The sequence below is a fragment of the Agrobacterium sp. MS2 genome, assembly GCF_003261015.1.
GTDB lineage: Bacteria > Pseudomonadota > Alphaproteobacteria > Rhizobiales > Rhizobiaceae > Agrobacterium > Agrobacterium pusense.
In genome coordinates this window covers 224,106-241,673 of record NZ_QLNF01000064.1, presented here as the reverse complement: position 1 = coordinate 241,673, position 17,568 = coordinate 224,106, and the positions used below count along the sequence as shown (strand labels likewise).

At 60.9% G+C, this 17,568-nt stretch carries 19 protein-coding genes and 1 pseudogene; 7 read left to right on the top strand and 13 right to left on the bottom strand.

Features of this window, described 5'->3' with window-relative positions:
* Positions 1–263: pseudogene (locus DOU54_RS28255) on the bottom strand (metallophosphoesterase); the annotation flags it as partial.
* Positions 264–518: 255 nt separating this feature from the next.
* Positions 519–1,121, bottom strand: a complete 603-nt coding sequence (locus DOU54_RS18235) for a superoxide dismutase (RefSeq protein WP_006700042.1) — start codon at positions 1,119–1,121, stop codon at positions 519–521.
* A gap of 233 nt (positions 1,122–1,354) precedes the next feature.
* Between DOU54_RS18235 and DOU54_RS18230 the strand changes: the two genes are divergently transcribed.
* Positions 1,355–1,687, top strand: a complete 333-nt coding sequence (locus tag DOU54_RS18230; RefSeq protein WP_502695975.1) for a hypothetical protein — start codon at positions 1,355–1,357, stop codon at positions 1,685–1,687.
* Positions 1,688–1,693: 6 nt separating this feature from the next.
* On the opposite strand, the gene DOU54_RS18225 is transcribed toward DOU54_RS18230, so the two are convergent.
* Positions 1,694–2,236, bottom strand: a complete 543-nt coding sequence (locus DOU54_RS18225; protein ID WP_045532766.1) for a GNAT family N-acetyltransferase — start codon at positions 2,234–2,236, stop codon at positions 1,694–1,696.
* A 96-nt stretch (positions 2,237–2,332) separates the two neighbouring features.
* On the opposite strand from DOU54_RS18225, the gene DOU54_RS18220 reads away from it, so the two are divergent.
* Positions 2,333–3,220, top strand: a complete 888-nt coding sequence (locus DOU54_RS18220) for a LysR family transcriptional regulator (RefSeq protein ID WP_113382180.1) — start codon at positions 2,333–2,335, stop codon at positions 3,218–3,220.
* Between the two features lie 227 nt (positions 3,221–3,447).
* Here DOU54_RS18220 and DOU54_RS18215 read toward each other — a convergent pair whose 3' ends face one another.
* On the bottom strand, positions 3,448–5,796 hold the full coding sequence (locus DOU54_RS18215; RefSeq protein WP_034495901.1) for a methyl-accepting chemotaxis protein: 2,349 nt from the start codon (positions 5,794–5,796) through the stop codon (positions 3,448–3,450).
* A 166-nt stretch (positions 5,797–5,962) separates the two neighbouring features.
* Positions 5,963–6,844, bottom strand: a complete 882-nt coding sequence (locus DOU54_RS18210; protein ID WP_004440555.1) for a branched-chain amino acid aminotransferase — start codon at positions 6,842–6,844, stop codon at positions 5,963–5,965.
* 338 nt (positions 6,845–7,182) lie between these two features.
* Here DOU54_RS18210 and tam point away from each other — a divergent pair, with 338 nt between their 5' ends.
* Entirely contained in the window at positions 7,183–7,953 is a 771-nt protein-coding gene (tam, locus tag DOU54_RS18205; RefSeq protein WP_004440553.1) for a trans-aconitate 2-methyltransferase, read from the top strand.
* A gap of 249 nt (positions 7,954–8,202) precedes the next feature.
* Here the strand turns inward: tam and DOU54_RS18200 are convergent, their stop codons facing one another.
* The gene (locus DOU54_RS18200) at positions 8,203–8,571 is read right to left on the bottom strand and encodes a VOC family protein (protein ID WP_113382181.1); all 369 of its coding nucleotides are present in this window, start codon (positions 8,569–8,571) and stop codon (positions 8,203–8,205) included.
* Between the two features lie 48 nt (positions 8,572–8,619).
* The gene (locus DOU54_RS18195) at positions 8,620–9,327 is read right to left on the bottom strand and encodes a helix-turn-helix transcriptional regulator (protein WP_113382182.1); all 708 of its coding nucleotides are present in this window, start codon (positions 9,325–9,327) and stop codon (positions 8,620–8,622) included.
* Between the two features lie 186 nt (positions 9,328–9,513).
* Between DOU54_RS18195 and DOU54_RS18190 the strand changes: the two genes are divergently transcribed.
* Together DOU54_RS18190 and DOU54_RS18185 are read left to right on the top strand one after the other, a co-directional pair.
* Positions 9,514–10,437 carry a bestrophin family protein gene (locus DOU54_RS18190; RefSeq protein ID WP_113382183.1) on the top strand — a complete coding sequence of 308 codons (924 nt, stop codon included), beginning with the start codon at positions 9,514–9,516 and terminating at the stop codon, positions 10,435–10,437.
* Positions 10,438–10,546: 109 nt separating this feature from the next.
* The gene (locus tag DOU54_RS18185) at positions 10,547–11,374 is read left to right on the top strand and encodes an aldo/keto reductase (protein ID WP_045532509.1); all 828 of its coding nucleotides are present in this window, start codon (positions 10,547–10,549) and stop codon (positions 11,372–11,374) included.
* A 24-nt stretch (positions 11,375–11,398) separates the two neighbouring features.
* Here the strand turns inward: DOU54_RS18185 and DOU54_RS18180 are convergent, their stop codons facing one another.
* The 3 genes from DOU54_RS18180 to DOU54_RS18170 form a co-directional block, all read right to left on the bottom strand.
* The gene (locus tag DOU54_RS18180; RefSeq protein WP_113382184.1) at positions 11,399–12,010 is read right to left on the bottom strand and encodes a LysE family translocator; all 612 of its coding nucleotides are present in this window, start codon (positions 12,008–12,010) and stop codon (positions 11,399–11,401) included.
* A 186-nt stretch (positions 12,011–12,196) separates the two neighbouring features.
* A complete protein-coding gene (locus tag DOU54_RS18175) occupies positions 12,197–13,036 on the bottom strand; it encodes a helix-turn-helix transcriptional regulator (protein WP_107340989.1) in 840 nt (279 codons plus the stop codon).
* A 70-nt stretch (positions 13,037–13,106) separates the two neighbouring features.
* On the bottom strand, positions 13,107–13,865 hold the full coding sequence (locus DOU54_RS18170; RefSeq protein ID WP_113731709.1) for an SDR family oxidoreductase: 759 nt from the start codon (positions 13,863–13,865) through the stop codon (positions 13,107–13,109).
* A gap of 103 nt (positions 13,866–13,968) precedes the next feature.
* Here DOU54_RS18170 and DOU54_RS18165 point away from each other — a divergent pair, with 103 nt between their 5' ends.
* Complete coding sequence (locus DOU54_RS18165; protein WP_006700031.1) at positions 13,969–14,400, top strand: winged helix-turn-helix transcriptional regulator; 432 nt, start codon at positions 13,969–13,971, stop codon at positions 14,398–14,400.
* Between the two features lie 6 nt (positions 14,401–14,406).
* Here DOU54_RS18165 and DOU54_RS18160 read toward each other — a convergent pair whose 3' ends face one another.
* A complete protein-coding gene (locus DOU54_RS18160; RefSeq protein ID WP_113382185.1) occupies positions 14,407–14,799 on the bottom strand; it encodes a hypothetical protein in 393 nt (130 codons plus the stop codon).
* A gap of 312 nt (positions 14,800–15,111) precedes the next feature.
* On the opposite strand from DOU54_RS18160, the gene DOU54_RS18155 reads away from it, so the two are divergent.
* On the top strand, positions 15,112–16,683 hold the full coding sequence (locus tag DOU54_RS18155; RefSeq protein ID WP_006700030.1) for a helicase HerA-like C-terminal domain-containing protein: 1,572 nt from the start codon (positions 15,112–15,114) through the stop codon (positions 16,681–16,683).
* 56 nt (positions 16,684–16,739) lie between these two features.
* On the opposite strand, the gene DOU54_RS18150 is transcribed toward DOU54_RS18155, so the two are convergent.
* Both DOU54_RS18150 and DOU54_RS18145 read right to left on the bottom strand, forming a co-directional pair.
* Positions 16,740–17,090, bottom strand: coding sequence for an Atu4866 domain-containing protein (locus DOU54_RS18150; protein WP_113382186.1), 351 nt, complete (start codon positions 17,088–17,090; stop codon positions 16,740–16,742).
* Positions 17,087–17,563, bottom strand: coding sequence for a carboxymuconolactone decarboxylase family protein (locus tag DOU54_RS18145; protein WP_162749700.1), 477 nt, complete (start codon positions 17,561–17,563; stop codon positions 17,087–17,089). The genes DOU54_RS18150 and DOU54_RS18145 overlap by 4 nt, the downstream gene beginning before the upstream one ends.
* Positions 17,564–17,568 lie beyond the last annotated feature (5 nt).

Genomic DNA, 17,568 nt, shown 5'->3' with positions numbered 1-17,568 from the left:
TTGCCCGGCAGCAGGAGCGAGCGGTGGCGAAGCCGGTCGTAAACGGCAAGAATCGCATCGAAATTTTCAAAACCGCGATCGATGATGTCGCCCAGCGTCACGACGAAGGCCAGATCTTCGCGATTGAAGGCATCCACCGCCTCCGCGAGCTTTTTGGGACTTTCGCGATAATGACGGCCCATCTCGGGACGCGGATCGATATCGGCATATTGGGGATCGGCGACTATGCCGAAGGAGAAGAGAGGAGTTGTTTTTTCAGTCATGATGCGCCGCGATAAACCCGGCGGATGACAGGCTTGTGACAGGAGCAGAATATGCTCCAAAGCAAAACACCCGGCCTGAGAGCCGGGTGTTCAATAGGTGGTTCCGCAAGCTTTCCGTCGCCATGCTCGGGCCTGTCCCGGTGCATCTGCTGACATCCCGTTTCAGGGAACATCCGCGGATCCTCGGCACAAGGCCGAGGATGACGTCGCGCAAGAGGTGGCTGCCTCGATCAGCAACCACGCTTGTCGCAAGCCTTACTTGGCAGCAGCTTCGTAACGCTCCAGGACGTAGTCCCAGTTGATGAGGTTATCGACGAAGGCTTCGAGGTACTTCGGACGCAGGTTGCGGTAGTCGATGTAGTAGGAGTGTTCCCAGACGTCGACGCCGAGGATCGGTTCTGCACCGTGAACCAGCGGGTTTTCGCCGTTCGGGGTCTTGGAGATTTCGAGCTTGCCGTTCTTGACGGACAGCCACGCCCAGCCGGAGCCAAACTGCGTGGTGCCGGCTGCGATGAAATCGGCCTTGAACTTGTCGTAACCGCCGAGATCGGAGGCGATAGCCTGCTCAAGCTTGCCCGGCAGCTTGTTGCCGCCGCCGCCCTTCTTCATCCACTTCCAGAAATGAACGTGGTTGTAGTGCTGGGCCGCATTGTTGAAGAGACCGGCATTGGTGCCAAAGGACTTCTTCACGACTTCTTCGAGCGACAGGTCGGAAAGACCGGCTTCAGCTGCAAGCTTGTTGCCGTTGTCGACATATGCCTTGTGGTGCTTGTCGTGATGGAACTCGAGCGTCTCGCGCGACATGTAAGGTGCAAGCGCGTCGTAGTCGTAGGGGAGTTCGGGAAGTTCGAAGGCCATGGTTTTTACTCCTTTTTGCAGCGCGTTACCGCTCCTAGAAACCGTGTGAGCGGACCATAGGAGCGAAGCTCTGTTTGGGCAACCTGTGAATTATCAAAATGTTCCGCCAAAAGAGAAAATTCCTCTCGCGCCGGCCGCCACCATATTTGTTTCACATCGCTGGCGTACCGTTTTCCACCCTATCGGTTCGCTTTTGATCGAGATTGCAGGAAGGAAATTCCATGATACGCCCGATGATCCACACAGCCGCCCTTCTTGTTGCCGTCTCGTCGGCTGTCCTGCCTGCGTCCGCATCTTCGGACGATGCGTGGAAGGAATTCGTGGCGGATGTGCAGACTGCCTGTCTTGCCGCAGCCGGAGACATGATCGATGACGCCAAGGCCGTCGTCGATCCCGTTGGCAGCGAGAATTACGGCCTTGCCATCCTGACCGGCAGGACGAAGGGCGCGGATGTGACGGTCAGCCATATCTGCGTCTATGACAAGAAGACAAAGGCCGTGGAACTCGGCAGCGAACTTGCCGGCGATACGCTGAAGGTGGAAATTCCCGGCTCCACCAAGCCCTGACGCGGGTCAGAAACGCGGCGTGGTATCGCCTTCGCCCAGTGCGCGCTGCATCAGCACCGTGTCCAGCCATTGACCGTGTTTCCAGCCGATGGATTTGAAGGTTCCGACGTGCTCGAAACCGGCGGCGCGATGTACGCCGACCGAAGCCGCATTTGCGCTGTCGCCGATGACGGCGATCATCTGCCGGAAGCCGCGCACGGTCGCCTCCTTGATGAGCGCGTCGAGCAGCTTGCGGCCAATACCCATGCCTTTCATCGAAGGGTCGATGTAAACGGAATCCTCAACCGTCGCGCCATAGGCCGGGCGGGCGCGATAAGCGCCGGCATAGGCATATCCCGTCACCTTGCCGTCACGCTCAGCGACGAGATAGGGGAAATTGCCCTCCACCAGAAGGCGGCGGCGCTCAGCCATCGTTTCCGCCGTTGGCGGATCGATCTCGAAGCTGGCGCGGCCATGCAAAACGGCGTCCCGGTAAATTTCGGTAATGGCTGGGATATCCGCCTCTTCACAGGGGCGGATCAGAAGGCTGGAAACGGTGGAAAGGGTCATTCTCTTGTCCTGCGGATCATTCACACCGTCATTGTGCATTGCGGCGCAGCCAAAATAAAGATTATCTGTCTTATACAATCGATAAGGTTTTCTTTGATGATGGATCTCGATCTTCGGCAAGTGCGAAGTTTCATGGATGTGGCCGATCTCGGCAGCTTTTCCGCCGCCGCCGACAAGGCCGGAGTGACGCAGCCGGCCATCAGCCTGCACATAAGGCTGCTTGAAAAACAGCTGGGCGTGCGGCTGATCGAGAGGGTAGGCAGGCGCGCCCAGCCGACGGCGGCGGGCCGCGACTTCCTCATTCATGCAAGGCGGATTGCAGAAGAGGTGGCGCACGCCATCGATACGGTCGCGCCGCATCGCAGCGGGGTGACGGGACGCCTGCGCATCGGCACGGGCGCCACCGCCTGCATCTATCTCCTGCCGCCGGTTCTGGGGCGTATTCGCGCAGCCATGCCCGGCATCGAGATCGTGGTGCAGACGGGCAATACCCACGATATCCTGCGGCTTCTGGAGGCCAACACGATCGACGCCGCCGTGGTGGCCCTGCCCGCCAGCGGCCGCAGCCTCGATATCAGCGATATCCATTTCGATGAGCTGGTCGCCGTCTTCCCGAAAGATATGATCGCGGACACAGGGCTGCTCACCGCAGATGTGCTCTCGACCAAGCCGCTGTTGCTCTACGAGGGCGGCAATACGCGCAGGCTGGTGGATCAATGGTTCGCTGCAAGCGGTCGTGCCGTGCAGCCGACGATGGAACTCGGCAGCGTGGAAGCCATCAAGAAACTTGCAGGCGCCGGGCTTGGCCTTGCCATCGTTCCACGCATGGCAGTGGAACAGGACGCCACTCCATCGGGGCTGCAATGGCGCTCACTCAATCCGCCGCTCGAACGCCGGATCGCTCTCGCGATGCGGCGCGACAAACACATGACTGCGCCGCTGCGGGCGCTTGCCGCAGCACTGCCGGATGTGCGGAAAACGTGAAGTCCGCGCCGGTTGCGAGGGCCGGCTTCGACCTGTTGACGACATGGAACCGTACTCTCTCATCCGTCATGCCGGACTGGATCCGGCATCCAGCCACGGCGCGTCTGCGCCGTGAAGAGAGTTTTTCGCGATCAAGGACTTGATCGCGCTGGACCCCGGATCCAGTCCGGGGTGACGGAGCCCCTAACCAAGCCTCCACCCACACATTCAGTCCACGAGTTTCGTTCTCAAAACTCCGTCCAGTCGTCACCCTTCACGGCCAGTGCCGCATTGCCGCGTGCAGCGATCGGGCGGGCTTTCGGGGCGGAGGTGACCGGCGCAGGGGCCGGGCTTGCAGCGCGCTGCATCTGTCTCGCCGTCTCCCGCAGGGCCGAGGTCTGGTGGCCAAGCTGGAACTGCGCCAGCAGCGCCTGGAGGTTGGCGCATTCCTGTGCGAGCCCCGCACCGGCCGCATTCATTTCCTCGACCATGGCGGCATTCTGCTGCGTGGCCTGATCCATGTGGTTGACGGCGGTGTTGACCTCGGAAAGGCCGGCCGACTGTTCCTGCGCCGCCGTGGCGATGGCGTCCATGTGGCTGTTGACGGAAAGCACCAGCTGCTCGATCTCGGAAAGCCCGACGCCGGTATCGGCCACCAGCTTCACGCCTTCGCCCACCGCAACGGCTGACGTATTGATGAGCTGCTTGATTTCCTTGGCCGCATTGGCGGAGCGCTGCGCCAGTTCGCGCACCTCCTGTGCAACGACGGCAAAGCCCTTGCCGGCATCGCCCGCCCTCGCCGCTTCAACGCCGGCATTCAGCGCCAGAAGGTTGGTCTGGAAGGCGATCTCATCGATGACGCCGATGATCTGACCGATCTGACGCGAGGAGTGTTCGATGCGTTCCATGGCGGCAACGGCATCGCGCACCACCTTGCCGGAAAGATCGGCCTTCGTCCGCGCTTCCCGTACCGTGTCGCGCGCTTCGCCGGCGCGTTTGGACGTGGCGGACACGTTGGCGGTGATCTCTTCCAGCGCGGCGGCTGTCTCTTCCAGGGAGGCGGCCTGCTGTTCGGTGCGGCGGGAAAGATCGTCGGATGCCGACGACACCTCGTGTGCGCCGCCATTCACCGTCTGCACGGACTGGCCGACGCTGGTCAGCGCTTCGCGAAGCTGGTGCACGGAGCTGTTGAAATCGTGCCGTAGCGCCTCGAATTGCGGCGCGAATGGCGTGGCGATCTCGCAGAGCATATCGCCCGAGGCGAGGCGGCGCAGGCCGCCTGCCAGCGAACCCGTCGCCTGGTTGAGCCGTGCTTCGGCTTCGGCCTCGGCACGCTGCTGCAGCTCGATGCGGTCGCGTTCGGCCTGTTCCCGGTTTGCGACGGCATCCGCCTCCAGCTGCCGATTGCGGATGGCGGCCTCACGGAAAACTTCCACGGCCCGGGCCATCTCGCCGATCTCGTCACCGCGTTTTGCGCCAGCGATATCGATTGCTAGATTGCCGCCCGACAGTGCCATCATGGCATTGGTCAGCCGGCTGATCGGCCGGGTGACGCGGCCGACGATGACGGCGAGCGAGACAATGCAGAGGGCAAGCGTGACCACGAAGACCGCGAGAAAGATCACCGCATCGGTGAAGGCTTCCTGTTTCGCCTTCTCGGCGTTGGCATCCAGCACGTCCATGGCGGCAGAAGCGATCTTGGCAATCGTGCCGAGATTTTCCGTGACGGTGGTGCGCCAGCTATCCATGGTAAAGGACGGCGTGCGGCCATTGTTCAGGTCTTCGATGAGCTTGGTTCGCTGGGCGTTGAAATCGCCCTTGAAATAAGTCTTGTCCGCAGTGGCGTAGATGTCCTTGAGCGATTGCGGCGCCGATTCATGCGCCACGAGATCGCCCGTTGCTTTCCACGCGAAAGCCGCGCCGGCATCGAAGGCGCCCAGCTGCTGCATTTCCTGGGCGGTAAGAGGACGGTTCTGCGCCACAGCAGCGTTGAGGACAACGGTGGCGCTGCCACCAAGCGCGCGGGCGGACCAGCCGTAGGATCGCAGCTGGATGAGGCCTGTCTGGCCCTGATCCAGCGAACGGACGGCGCCTTCCAGCGCAGTCGAGCCGGCTTCGAGAGACGCAAGGAAATCGGCGCCCAGCGTCATCACGGTCTTGTCGAGGCCGTTTTCGCGCCGATCAAGCGGCTGGGAAATATTGGCGTCCACCTTCTTTCGCAGGTCGACGAACTGTGCGTAGACATCGCTCACGCGCTTGAGCGGCCCCTGGAGCTTCGCATCTGCAATCGACGGAGACTGCGCGATAAAGGCCGTCATGGCGGCATCCACCTTCTGACGCGCCGCCTGCACGCTGGCGACGCTGCCCGCCGATTTCGAAGGATCGACAGTGAGCGCGGTGGCGCTGTCGCCGCGCTCACTGCGGAAATTCAGAAGTGCGTTGAAGAGAAGCTTGTCGAGCGCGACAAGCTGCGCAACCTCAGAAAAGGCGCTGGCGCGATTGACCGAGCGCCAGGCTTCGTTGCCGACCAAACCGGCAAGTGCAAGGCTGATGGTGAGAAAAAAACCTACAAGTACATTTCGAATGCTGAAAGACATCTGGCGGCCCCCGCTGCCCGGAAGTGAAGATGTCGCAAGCTACAATTCTGTTTTCTAAAATTGGATTAAATTACCCCCTGTTTTCAGGGTTTTTTTGCATCGCAAAAAAATGGCCATGACCGAACGAATGTCTGTCATGGCCGTTTCACGCGAATAGATGCAGAATTCAGACGTCTGCGCCTAGACGTGCCCATTCCATATAAAGATCAAGCGCCTTGCGGGCGACCGGGCCGGCCTGCAGCTCGCGGTCGTCGAGCTTCACGACAGGCGAAACCTTGGAATAGTTGCCGGAGCAGAAGATTTCGTCGGCCTCACGGAAATCCTCAACCGAAAGCGTCGCTTCCCGCACGTCAAAACCGGCCTGGCGCAGAAGACCGATCACGCGTGAACGGGTGATGCCGGCAAGGAAGGTACGGTTCGGGACCGGCGTGAGAACGACGCCGTCCTTGACCATGAAGATGTTGGCGGAGGCGGATTCTGCGACATTTCCGTTCATGTCCCGCATCAGGGCGTTGTCGAAACCGCGTGAGCGCGCTTCCAGAATCGCGCGGCCGCTATTCGGATAAAGGCTGCCTGCCTTCGCGTCCGTCATTGCCGTTTCCGGCGAGGGGCGGCGCAGCGGCGAGACGGTGAGCGTCAGCGGCTTGCCGGCGTCCATCGGCGCTTCGAAAAGGCAGAGCGCAAACCGGGTGGAACTGGCATCCGGTGCAACGACGCTGCCGGGCATGCCGTGTTCGGCCCAGTACATCGGCTTGATATAGATCGCCATCTTGCCATCAAATTTCTTGACGCCCTCGAGCGCCAGGGCCTCGATTTCCTCGGCGGTCATGGTCGGCTTCATGCCCATGTTGACGGCAGAGCGATTGACGCGCTGGCAGTGCAGATCAAGATCAGGCGCGACGCCATCGAACCAGCGTGCACCATCGAATACCGTAGAGGCCAGCCACATGGCATGCGAGGTCGGCCCGATGAGCGGCGGATTGCCAGGCAGCCATTGACCGTCAACATAGGTCCAGGTGGTTGATCGGGGTGCGGTATCGACGCTCATGATGGTCTCCTGTCTCGAGCGTTTCCGTTCGGTAAAAAACGCTCCGTCTTTTTGTTCTGATGCATTGCCGGATGAGGAACGCTGTGCGCGCGCAACCGGGCATGTGCGGGAAATGGGCCGGAGTGAATGCCTCTCCCTCAATGAGGTCAAGTTTTAATTGCCGCGATTTCTGATTTTGATGGAAAATAACAAAGCAGCGGCCCCGCCAGGATGTTTTATGAGGCGAAACAAAAGGTTGGTGAATAGATTCATCACAATAATTCATCGATTGAATGATGGCGGGGCGATTTCGCCCATGCGATGCTGACGATCTGACGGCAGTCCGCAGGAGAAAAATCATGGCATGGTCCGCACAGCAATATCTGAAATTCGAAGACGAGCGGACGCGCCCGGCACGCGATCTCCTGGCTCAGGTGCCGCTGGAGCGGGTGCTGAACGGCTATGACCTCGGTTGCGGTCCCGGCAATTCGACCGAGCTTCTGACCGATCGTTACGGCGTCAATGTCATCACCGGTATTGACAGCGATGATGATATGCTGGCGAAGGCAGCAGACCGGCTGCCGACCACCCGCTTCGGCAAGGCCGACCTCGCGCATTGGAAACCGGCGCAGAAGGCGGACCTGCTTTACGCCAATGCCGTTTTCCAGTGGGTGCCGGATCATCTCGCCATTCTTTCGCAGCTGATGGACCAGCTGGAAAGCGGCGGCGTTCTGGCCGTGCAGATGCCTGACAATCTGCAGGAGCCGACGCATATCGCGATGCATGAGACAGGTGACGAAGGCCCATGGAAGCAGACTTTTTCCGATGGCCGGTTGCGGCGCAAACCCCTGCCCGCACCTTCGGATTATTTCAACGCGCTTTCACCGAAATCCGTGCGGGTGGATGTGTGGCACACGATCTATAATCACCCGATGAAAGATGCGGATAGCATCGTCGAATGGGTGAAGGGCACGGGGCTGCGCCCCTATCTCGCCGCCGCCGGCGAGGAGAACCGCGAAGCCTTCCTCGCCGACTATACGCGGCGTATCAGGGAGGCCTATCCGCCGATGGCGGATGGCCGGTTGCTTCTGCGGTTTCCCCGCCTTTTTGTCGTGGCGGTGAAGACGTAGGGCATCAGATGCGACGTGCGATTGTCACACGCGGACGCCTCCCCACCGCCCTCATTCCTGTGCCTGTCCCAGGAATCCAGCCAGCCCAAGTCCTTGGGCTGACAGGGCTCTCCCCGCCGCGCAGACGCGCGTCGACTGGATTCCTGTGACAAGCACAGGGATGAGGAGAGTGCGGAGCAGGACGTGCGGAATACCGCGTGCATGGACGAGGATGGCTTTATTTGACCAACCCGGCCAAACCGCTTGTCATCACCTCGCGAAGGCATAGACCCGGAGGCGATGGCTGTCCGGGTCGGCGGCCGTGAAGGTATAACCGAACTCCATTTTCGCTGGCTGCTGCAGCATGGCGACGCCTCTTGCCTTCCAGCTCGCGAAAGTCTCTTCCACCTGAAGGTCGTTTTCGACGCGGAAGGCGAGTTCGACGCCGCCGCCCGTAGCGGATGCCTTCGGTTCCACCGTGTGCCGCGACCAGAGGCCGAGCTTCATGCCGTTGGCAAGGACGAAGAGGGAAAATGTCGGGGAGGCTTCGACGGGATCGACGCCCAGCAGGGCCTTGTAGAACTCGGTGCTGGCCGGCGGATTATCGACGTAAAGAATGGTGAAATCGGGGTGGGTCATGGTTGTTCTCCTGTGTTGCGGATGAACGGTTTCTAGACCCCGATGCTGTCAGTTTTTGTCAGCATGTTGCCGCCGCCGCTGTTTTTCCCGTTCGCGCCATTCTTTCAGCAGCACCTGGCGGCGGCGCGGATAACGGCCGTCGAGGGGACGAAAGCTTTCGATGCGGTCAGCCCGGAAACTGCGGTAGTCCTGCCGTGTCTCGCACCAGCCCAGCACCACCCGCACCAGATCGAAAAAAGCGAGTGCGAAAGGCCAGATAACCCGCTCCGTCACGTCCCCCTTTTCGTCGCGATAGGTGATGACGACCCTGCTTTCCCTGCGAATCGTATCGCGAATGGCCGCCAGATCGACATGGATGGCCGCAAGCCCCTGCCCCGGACCGACAAGCAGGGTGGAGTGATCGAGTTCCTCCCGCAGGGCTTCGGGCAGAACGGCGGCGATCTTGACGAGTGCGGCGCGCGCAGCCTCCGCCAGTCCGGCATCGGCGCGGCCCGCCACCCAGCGCGAGCCGAGCACCAGCGCCTCGATTTCGTGCTGGGAAAACATCAACGGCGGCAGCAGGAAACCGGGACGCAGCACATAACCCACGCCCGCTTCGCCCTCGATATCGGCGCCCTGCGCCTGAAGCGTTGCTATATCACGGTAAAGCGTGCGCAGGCTGACGCCGGTCTTAGCGGCAAGGGCTGCACCACTCACCGGCATGCGGTGGGAACGAAGAATCTGCAACAGATCAAGAAGCCGTTGTGAACGTGACACGCGACATTTCCTTCCACCCCGCACGGTCGGATCATCTATTGACGATGCCCGCGATAGACGCGTAGCGCTGCCAGCCGCCGTGCGCAACCACGCAAAAAAGGGTGGACAAGGCCGCCTAGCCAGCATGTAGATAGGGTAGGGATTTTCACGCGCCCTCACCCGCCACAGGCATTTCGAGTTTCCACCATGATCGTTCGTCCAAAACCGAACCTGCTGCAGCTTTTCCTCATCGTGCGCGGCTCCATCATCGTCCGCATCTTTCCGCAGGTGCTTGCGGTTTTCCTGCTGTCGACGCTGGTGGTCTGGGCGCACAAGGATCGCCCGGATCTGGTGCCGGCGCTAAATGGAGCGCCGTTCTCGCTGCTCGGCATCGCGCTTTCGGTGTTTCTCGGTTTTCGCGCCAATGCCTGTTACGACCGCTGGTGGGAAGCCCGCAAGCAGTGGGGCGCGCTGATTACCGTGGCCCGCACGCTGGCACGCCAGACCGTGATGCTGGAAGGCCGGCAGGATGTGGCCGATCCCGTCACCCGCAGACGGATCACCGATCTTGTCATCGCCTTCTGTCACGCGCTGGTCTCACATCTGCGTCCGGCGAATGCGACGGTCGCCACCGACCTCGTTCCGGAGGACCTTTCGCAGACCTATGCCCGCAGCCGCAACAGGCCGGACATGCTGCTGCGCGAAATCTCCGGCGCCATCGTCGCCGCTCATGGCAAAGGCCAGATCAGCGATATACAGTTGCAGATGCTGGATGCCACGGTGCAGCAGATGGGTGCCGCACAGGCTTCGTGCGAGCGCATTCGCCACACGCCGGTTCCTTTCGGTTATTCGCTGCTGCTGCACCGGACCGCGCATCTTTTCTGCCTTCTCCTGCCGTTCGGTTTCACCGATCTGCTCGGCTGGGCGACGCCTTTCACGAGTACGTTGATCGCCTATACGTTTTTCGGCCTCGATGCGCTGTCCGACGAGCTGGAGGACCCCTTCGGCACCGGCCTCAACGCGCTGCCGATCAATGCCCTTGCCACCACAATCGAGATCAATCTGCGCGAGGCGATCGGCGATACCGACCTGCCGGCCGATCCGCGTCCGGTGGATTACGTGCTGATGTGACTGGCGTCGCCGGGTTGAAACCGATCGTGCGGATACCAGTTAATGAAAGACGGCTTCCCTGCCCGGCGTCCCGCGCCGGCCATGTTTCAGCAAACAGGAGAGACATCCCATGTATGACGTCAGCGCAAATGGCGCGAACATTCCCGCCCTCGGTTTCGGCACCTTCCGCATTCCGGAAGACGATGTCAGGCGCATTCTCCCGGAGGCGCTGAAGCTCGGTTTCCGCCATGTCGATACCGCGCAGATTTACAAGAACGAAGGGGCCGTGGGCGAAGTCATCGCCAAGTCGGGCATTTCCCGGCACGATATATTCCTGACCACAAAGGTCTGGGTGGACCGCTATCGCCACGACGATTTTCTCGCTTCCGTCGATGAGAGTCTTGCAAAGCTGAAGACCGACTATGTCGACCTTTTGCTGCTGCACTGGCCAAAGAGCGATGTGCCGCTTGCCGAGCGCATGGGCGCGCTGAACGCGGTGCGCAAGGCTGGAAAGGCACGCAATATCGGCATTTCCAACTTTAACGTGGCGCTGACCGAAGAGGCGGTGAAACTGTCCGACACGCCGCTTGCCACCAACCAGATCGAATATCACCCCTATCTCGACCAGACGAAGGTGATTGCGGCTGCGCGCAAGCACGGCATGTCGGTGACAGCCTATTACCTGATGGCCGACGGCAAGGTGCCGAACGACCCTGTTCTGAAGGATATCGGCGCGAGGCATGGCAAAACCGCCGCGCAGGTAACCCTTCGCTGGGCGGTGCAACAGCCGGATATCGTGGCGCTTTCCAAGACGGCGACGGAAAGCCGCCTCAAGGAAAATTTCGATATTTTCGATTTTGCGCTCTCGGAAGAAGAAATGCAGGCAATCCATGCGCTGGCAAAGCCGAATGGCCGCATTGTCAGCCCCGGCCACCTCGCGCCCGACTGGGACAACTGAGGCGGTCGGTCATTCGCTCCGATCTCATCGCTCGGTCAGGGCCAGCTTCGCACCCAGCGCCACGAAAGCGGCGGCGAAGCTGCGCCTTAGCCAGGTGAGAACCGCAGGACGCGAAACGACCTGCTGCCGGACCGAGGCGGCAAAACAGCCGTAAAGCGCAAAGAGCAGAAAGGTCATAGCCATGAAGACCAGCCCGAGCTCGATCATCCGGCCTGTCGGTGAAAGCTCGCCCTGGGCGATGAACTGCGGCAGGAAGGCGAAAAAGAAGATCGACAGTTTCGGGTTCAGCAGATTGATGAGGATCGCCTCACCGATGACGCGGGCGGCTTTTTGCGGCTGCCTCGTCTCATCGATCTTCAGCGCGCCATTCTCCTGCAGCGTGTTCCACGCCATGTAGAGCAGATAGGCGACCCCCAGATATTTGACCACGCTAAAGGCCAGCGCACTGGTGTGCAGGATGGCGGCAAGACCGGTGATGGCGGCGAGCAGATGCGGCACGATACCGAGCGTGCAGCCGAAGGCCGCAATGACGCTCGCCCGCGCCCCCTGCGAAAGGCCGGCAGCCAGCGTGTATACCACGCCGGTGCCCGGAGAGGCGGCGACGATGAAGGATGTGATGAGGAATTCAGGTGTCATGATGCGGTGTCCTGTGGGTGAAGGGCAGGAGCATGAGGGTGCGTGGGATCGTTGTCTTGGATGAAATTGCAGGGCCAAATCCGCACACCGTCACCCCGGCCCCCGAGCCGGGGTCCAGCGTGGTCAAGTCCTTGACCACGAAAGACTTCTTTCACGGCGCAGACGCGCCATGGCTGGATGCCGGATCTAGTCCGGCATGACGGAAGAGAGCGACGATCCGCCGCCCGTCGCCGCCCGGTAAACCGCCGGCGTCACCCCGAACTGGCGCACGAAAACGCGGTTCAGATGGCTCTGGTCGGCAAAACCGGCAAGGAAGGCAACCTCGGCCGGCGGCTTACCTCCGGCCAGCGCGTGCCGGGCCAGATGGACGCGCCGCTGGAGAAGATAGCTGTGCGGCGTCAGGCCGGTTGCTTTTGCGAAGGCGCGCAGGAAACGGAATTGGCTCATGCCGGCTTCCGCGGCCAGATCGGCAAGGCGGAACGGGTGGGCAGGGTCGTCATCGATGCTGCTTTTCGCGCGCCTGATGGTGTCGGGCGAGGTCACCACTGGCGGTTTAGCCGCCGTCTCCATCGCAGCCGCCAGAAGCATCAGCAAGGTCTCGTCGCTGTGCAGGGTTTCGCCCGGTCGTTCCTTCGCAGTGACGGCGGAAAAGACAGCGTTGAACCGCTCCGCCAAAGGCCTTGCATCAACAGGATAGGCGAATTCGAAAAAGCCGCGATCCTTCTCACAGACATCGGCAATGACATCGCGCACGATATCGATGTCGAGATAGAGCATCCGCCAGGCGCGGCCGCCCTCCCCGAGCGGGATACCGTCATGTATCTCGCCGGGATTGACGGTGATGACCTGACCGGCGGCCGCTTCCACCATGCCACGGCCGGAAAGCGATTTCTGCGCGCCGCGTTCGATGACGCCGATACCGAATTGATCATGCATATGGCGTGGGAAAGAACGATCGCTATCCGCCACTACGGCGACGACACCGGGCATGCTGGTTTTCGGCATCAGGAACCGGCCTTGGGCCATGAAAGCACGCACTCCTCAGATAGGAGCGCGACGCTATCACAGGATGTCCCCATGCGACAGACGCTGCCGCTCAAGGATGCATATGGTTGATCATGGCGAAGACCTGATCGAAATTTCCGTTCTGCGCGGCAAACCGCAGCGGCTTGCAGCGTTCCACCACCACTTCCTTCTCGTCCGGACGATTTTCGAGGATATCCATGACCTCGGCAATGAAGGCATCAAGCGGCATGGCTCTTTCATCCTTCGCCTGCTCCTCGCCCATCAGCGTCGTCTGCACGTAAGGCGGCACGATTTCGATGACTTCCACCGGCGTCTCTTCAAGCTGCTCGCGCAGAGCGACCGAATAGGCATGAATGGCGGATTTGGTGGCGCTGTAGGTGGGGGTCAGCACCATCGGCACGAAGGCGAGGCCGGAGGAGACCGTCAGCACCGTCGCAGCGGGTTGCTTGAGGAAATGCGGCAGAAGCGCCGCCGTCAGGCGGATGGGTGCAAGAAGATTGGTGGCGATGGTTTCTTCGGCCGTGTCCAGATAATCCGGGGCTGCGGCGATGTCTTCCGGCCGCATGATGCCGGCATTGTTGATGACGGCGTTGAGAGTGGGATGGGCCTTTACCAGAGCCTCTGCGAAAGCGCGGATGCCTGCCGCGTCCGTCGCATCCATCACCATCGAGGCCATGCCGGGATTGGCGGCCGTCACCTCGTCGAGCACGGCCTTGCGCCGGCCGGAAATGATGACCCTGTTGCCGGCCTTGTGAAAGGCCTCCGCCAGAGCACGACCGATGCCGGAACCGCCGCCGGTGATGAGAATGGTATTGCCAGAGATTTTCATGGGAACATCCTTTGCTTGTTGGCTGAAAGGAAGTTAGCTATGATACTCTCCAATCGAAAGTAGGCACCCAAAAGATTTATACTTACCAAATGGAGAGTGTAAGATGAAGCGGCATGCAGCCGACCCGGCCATCGAGAACCGGCGCAAGGTTCCGCCACCGACGGATACAGATCCGGCAATAGAGGCGCTGGTTCAGGACATCATTGCCAAGGTGGCCGACAAATGGACGATGCTCATTCTCGAAGTGCTGGAAGAGCACGGCACGCTGCGCTTTACGCAGATTGGCAAACATGTGGGCAATATCAGCCAGAAGATGCTGACGAAGACGCTGCGGCAGATGGAAAGCGACGGGCTGGTGCGCCGCACGGTGCATCCCGTCATTCCCCCACATGTGGATTATGGCCTGACGAACCTTGGCCGCACGCTGGGCAGCGCTTTTTGCGGGGTGTGGATATGGGCGGAAACGCACCATGCCGAAATAGAAGAGGCGCGGCGCCTGTTCAACGAACAGCCGCCACGCCCCGCGATGGAATAGTCCGGCTCAGGCGAACTGGCTGAGGCCAGGGACCGAGGCGATCACCTGATCGACGGTTTCATCGCCGGCATGCTGGCGGGCAGCGGCGATGGTTTCCTTGGCGAGGGTGGAAATCTCGCTCATGCCAAGGCCCTGGCTCATCAGCTGCTGGCCAAGCCCCATGATGCCGCCGCCGCCGATGGCGCTCATCAGGCCACCGAGCAGACCGCCGCCGCCGGCACCTTCGCCATTACACTGCGCCACCAGCTCGCTCGCGCCGGGAATGGCTTCGATCATCCGCGCGATCGGGCCGTCTGCAGCCTCGCGCTGGAGAAAACCGAGAATCATGCCAATGGCCTTTTCAGCCAGTTCAGGGTCGATCCCCGCCTTTGCGGCGATCTGATCCACGACTTCGTTCATTCTTGCCTCCTGTTGAAAAACGACGTCAACTTCTACGAACTGACGTTAACGTCAACGTAAAACAATCTCATGTGGCATTCAAGCGGCCATGAGCGGTGCGGCAACTTTCATCAAGCGCTTTTTCTTCATCGCCATCAAGCAGTTGTTGCGCCTTGAAACTGTCCTTATAAGATCATCGCAACCAAACTATGAAAGGGCTGCTCCCTGCCGGAGTCTCCCTATCATGCCGGAACACTTTTAATTCGGACATGACTTTTGCAAAATCCGCCGCGATTTTAGGGGTCGTGTTTCAGCCGCAGGAGAAATTGGTCGATGTTGCAGGACGGACAGCTCTATATCGGCACCAGCCGCAATCCGGATGACAGCCTGAACAAGGGCGAATATCTCGAACTGAAATTCGGCAACCGCCACGGCCTCATCACCGGCGCGACGGGCACGGGCAAGACCGTGACGCTGCAGGTTCTGGCGGAAGGTTTTTCGAAGGCCGGCGTTCCGGTCTTCTGCGCCGATATCAAGGGTGACCTTTCCGGAATCGCAGCCGAAGGCGAAGCGAAGGACTGGGTCCAGAAGCGCGCCGAACAGATCGGCTTTACCGATTTTTCCTACGGCAAGTCGCCTGTCATCTTCTGGGATCTCTATGGCGAAAAAGGCCATCGCGTGCGTGCCACCATCGCCGAAATGGGGCCGCTGCTGCTCGCCCGGCTGATGGATGCTTCCGAGGCGCAGGAAGGCGTTCTCAACATCGCCTTCAAGATCGCCGATCAGGGCGGGCTGCCGCTGCTCGATCTGAAAGACCTGCAATCGCTCCTCAACTATATGGGCGAAAACGCAACGGAACTCTCCAACCAGTTCGGCCTGATTTCCAAGGCTTCGGTCGGTTCGCTGCAGCGCGGGCTGCTGGTTCTCGAACAGCAGGGCGCTGCCAATTTCTTCGGCGAGCCGGCGTTGAAGATCGCCGACATCATGCGTGTGGGCACGGATGGGCGCGGCACGGTTTCGGTTCTCGCCGCCGACAAGCTGATGATGAACCCGCGCCTTTACGCCACCTTCCTGCTCTGGATGCTCTCCGAACTCTTCGAAGAGCTTCCCGAGGTCGGCGATCCGGAAAAGCCGCGTCTGGTGTTCTTCTTCGATGAAGCGCATCTGCTGTTCAACGATGCGCCGCGCGTGTTGGTGGAGCGTGTGGAGCAGGTCGTGCGCCTCATCCGCTCCAAGGGCGTTGGCGTTTATTTCGTGACGCAGAACCCGCTCGACGTGCCGGAGACCGTGCTTGCCCAGCTCGGCAACCGCGTGCAGCATGCGCTGCGCGCCTATACGCCGCGCGAACAGAAAGCCGTGCGCACGGCAGCCGATACTTTTCGACAGAACCCGGCCTTCAACACGGCGGATACCATCACCACGCTCGGCACGGGTGAAGCGCTGATTTCCACCCTGCACGACAAGGGTGCGCCCTCCATCGTCGAGCGCACGCTCGTCAGGCCACCATCCGGCCGCGTCGGACCGCTGACGGATGCGGAACGCAAATCGCTGATCGATCTCAGCCCCGTCTCCGGCCAATACGACAAGGATATAGACCGGGAATCGGCTTTCGAGATTCTTGCCGCCCGTGCCCAGAAGGCGGCGGAGGCCGAGGCTGCGAAGCGTGCTGAAGAAGAAAATGCCCAAAACCAGTCCGACAACGCCTCCGGCCGCTGGCGCCTGCCCGGCTTCGGTGATGACGAACCTGCGCAAAATTCCAGCGGCTCACGCAACGGCGGCACGCGCCGTTCCGGCTACCAGCGCGAAACGGTGATCGAGGCCGCGATGAAAAGTGCTGCCCGTTCGGTCGCGACTTCGGTAGGCCGCGCCATCGTGCGCGGGATTTTGGGTAGTTTGAAGCGATAGCAACAGGCGCGCCGCCCGCTCTCGATGGATCGGGCGGCACTTGATTGGCGTGGTTATCACTTCTCGCGGTAGAAGATCATGCCGCCGTGGTAGAGAATGTCGTCCACGAATTCGCCATCGGCCGTAAAGCCGGTGTCGTCCCAATAGTCGATGTGGCTTCCCTTCACCTCATATCGTCCCTGATAGGCGCTCTTGCGGTTACCCCGCGCCTCGTCATAGCGGCCATTGGGCAGAAGTTCCTGACGAATGTGGCCATCGCCGGTGACCCACATGCCGACATAAGGGTGGTTCTTTATTTGAGCCGTCTCCGTCATCTTCACTTCCGTGGCGTTGCCAGACTTGCGGTTCTCCCCTTCGGCGGAAGCCGCCGCAAGCAGAAGCGCAACCGATGTCGATACGATGTTCATTGTCTCTCCACTCCCGTTGCGGCATTGGCGCGGCGCTCCTCGAACAGTTCCGCAAGCGTGCGTGATGCGGCGATGGCTTTTGGGAAACCGGCCGGGACGGTGATCAGATAGATCATCTCCTTCAGTTCCTCGTCGGTTGCGCCCACATTCAGCGCATAGCCGGCGTGGACCTTCATCAGATCACGCTCGCCAAGGGCCGCCATGACCGCGACGGCGGCCAGCTGGCGGGTGCGGTTATCCAGGCCCGGCCGCGACCAGACCTCACCCAGGGCATATCCCTCCGTTGCCTGCGCCAGGAACGGAAACTCCTGCCGCATGCGCTCCAGATTGGCTTGCGGCTGGCCATTGTTGAGGCTGCGGACGACATCATCGCCGCGTCTCAACCGGTCATCCATGTGCTGCGTATTTGCGAGTGCGGCGGCAGATCCCGCGAGCATGGCAATCGCAAGCGCGGTCGAAAAAATGGCTTTCATGTCAA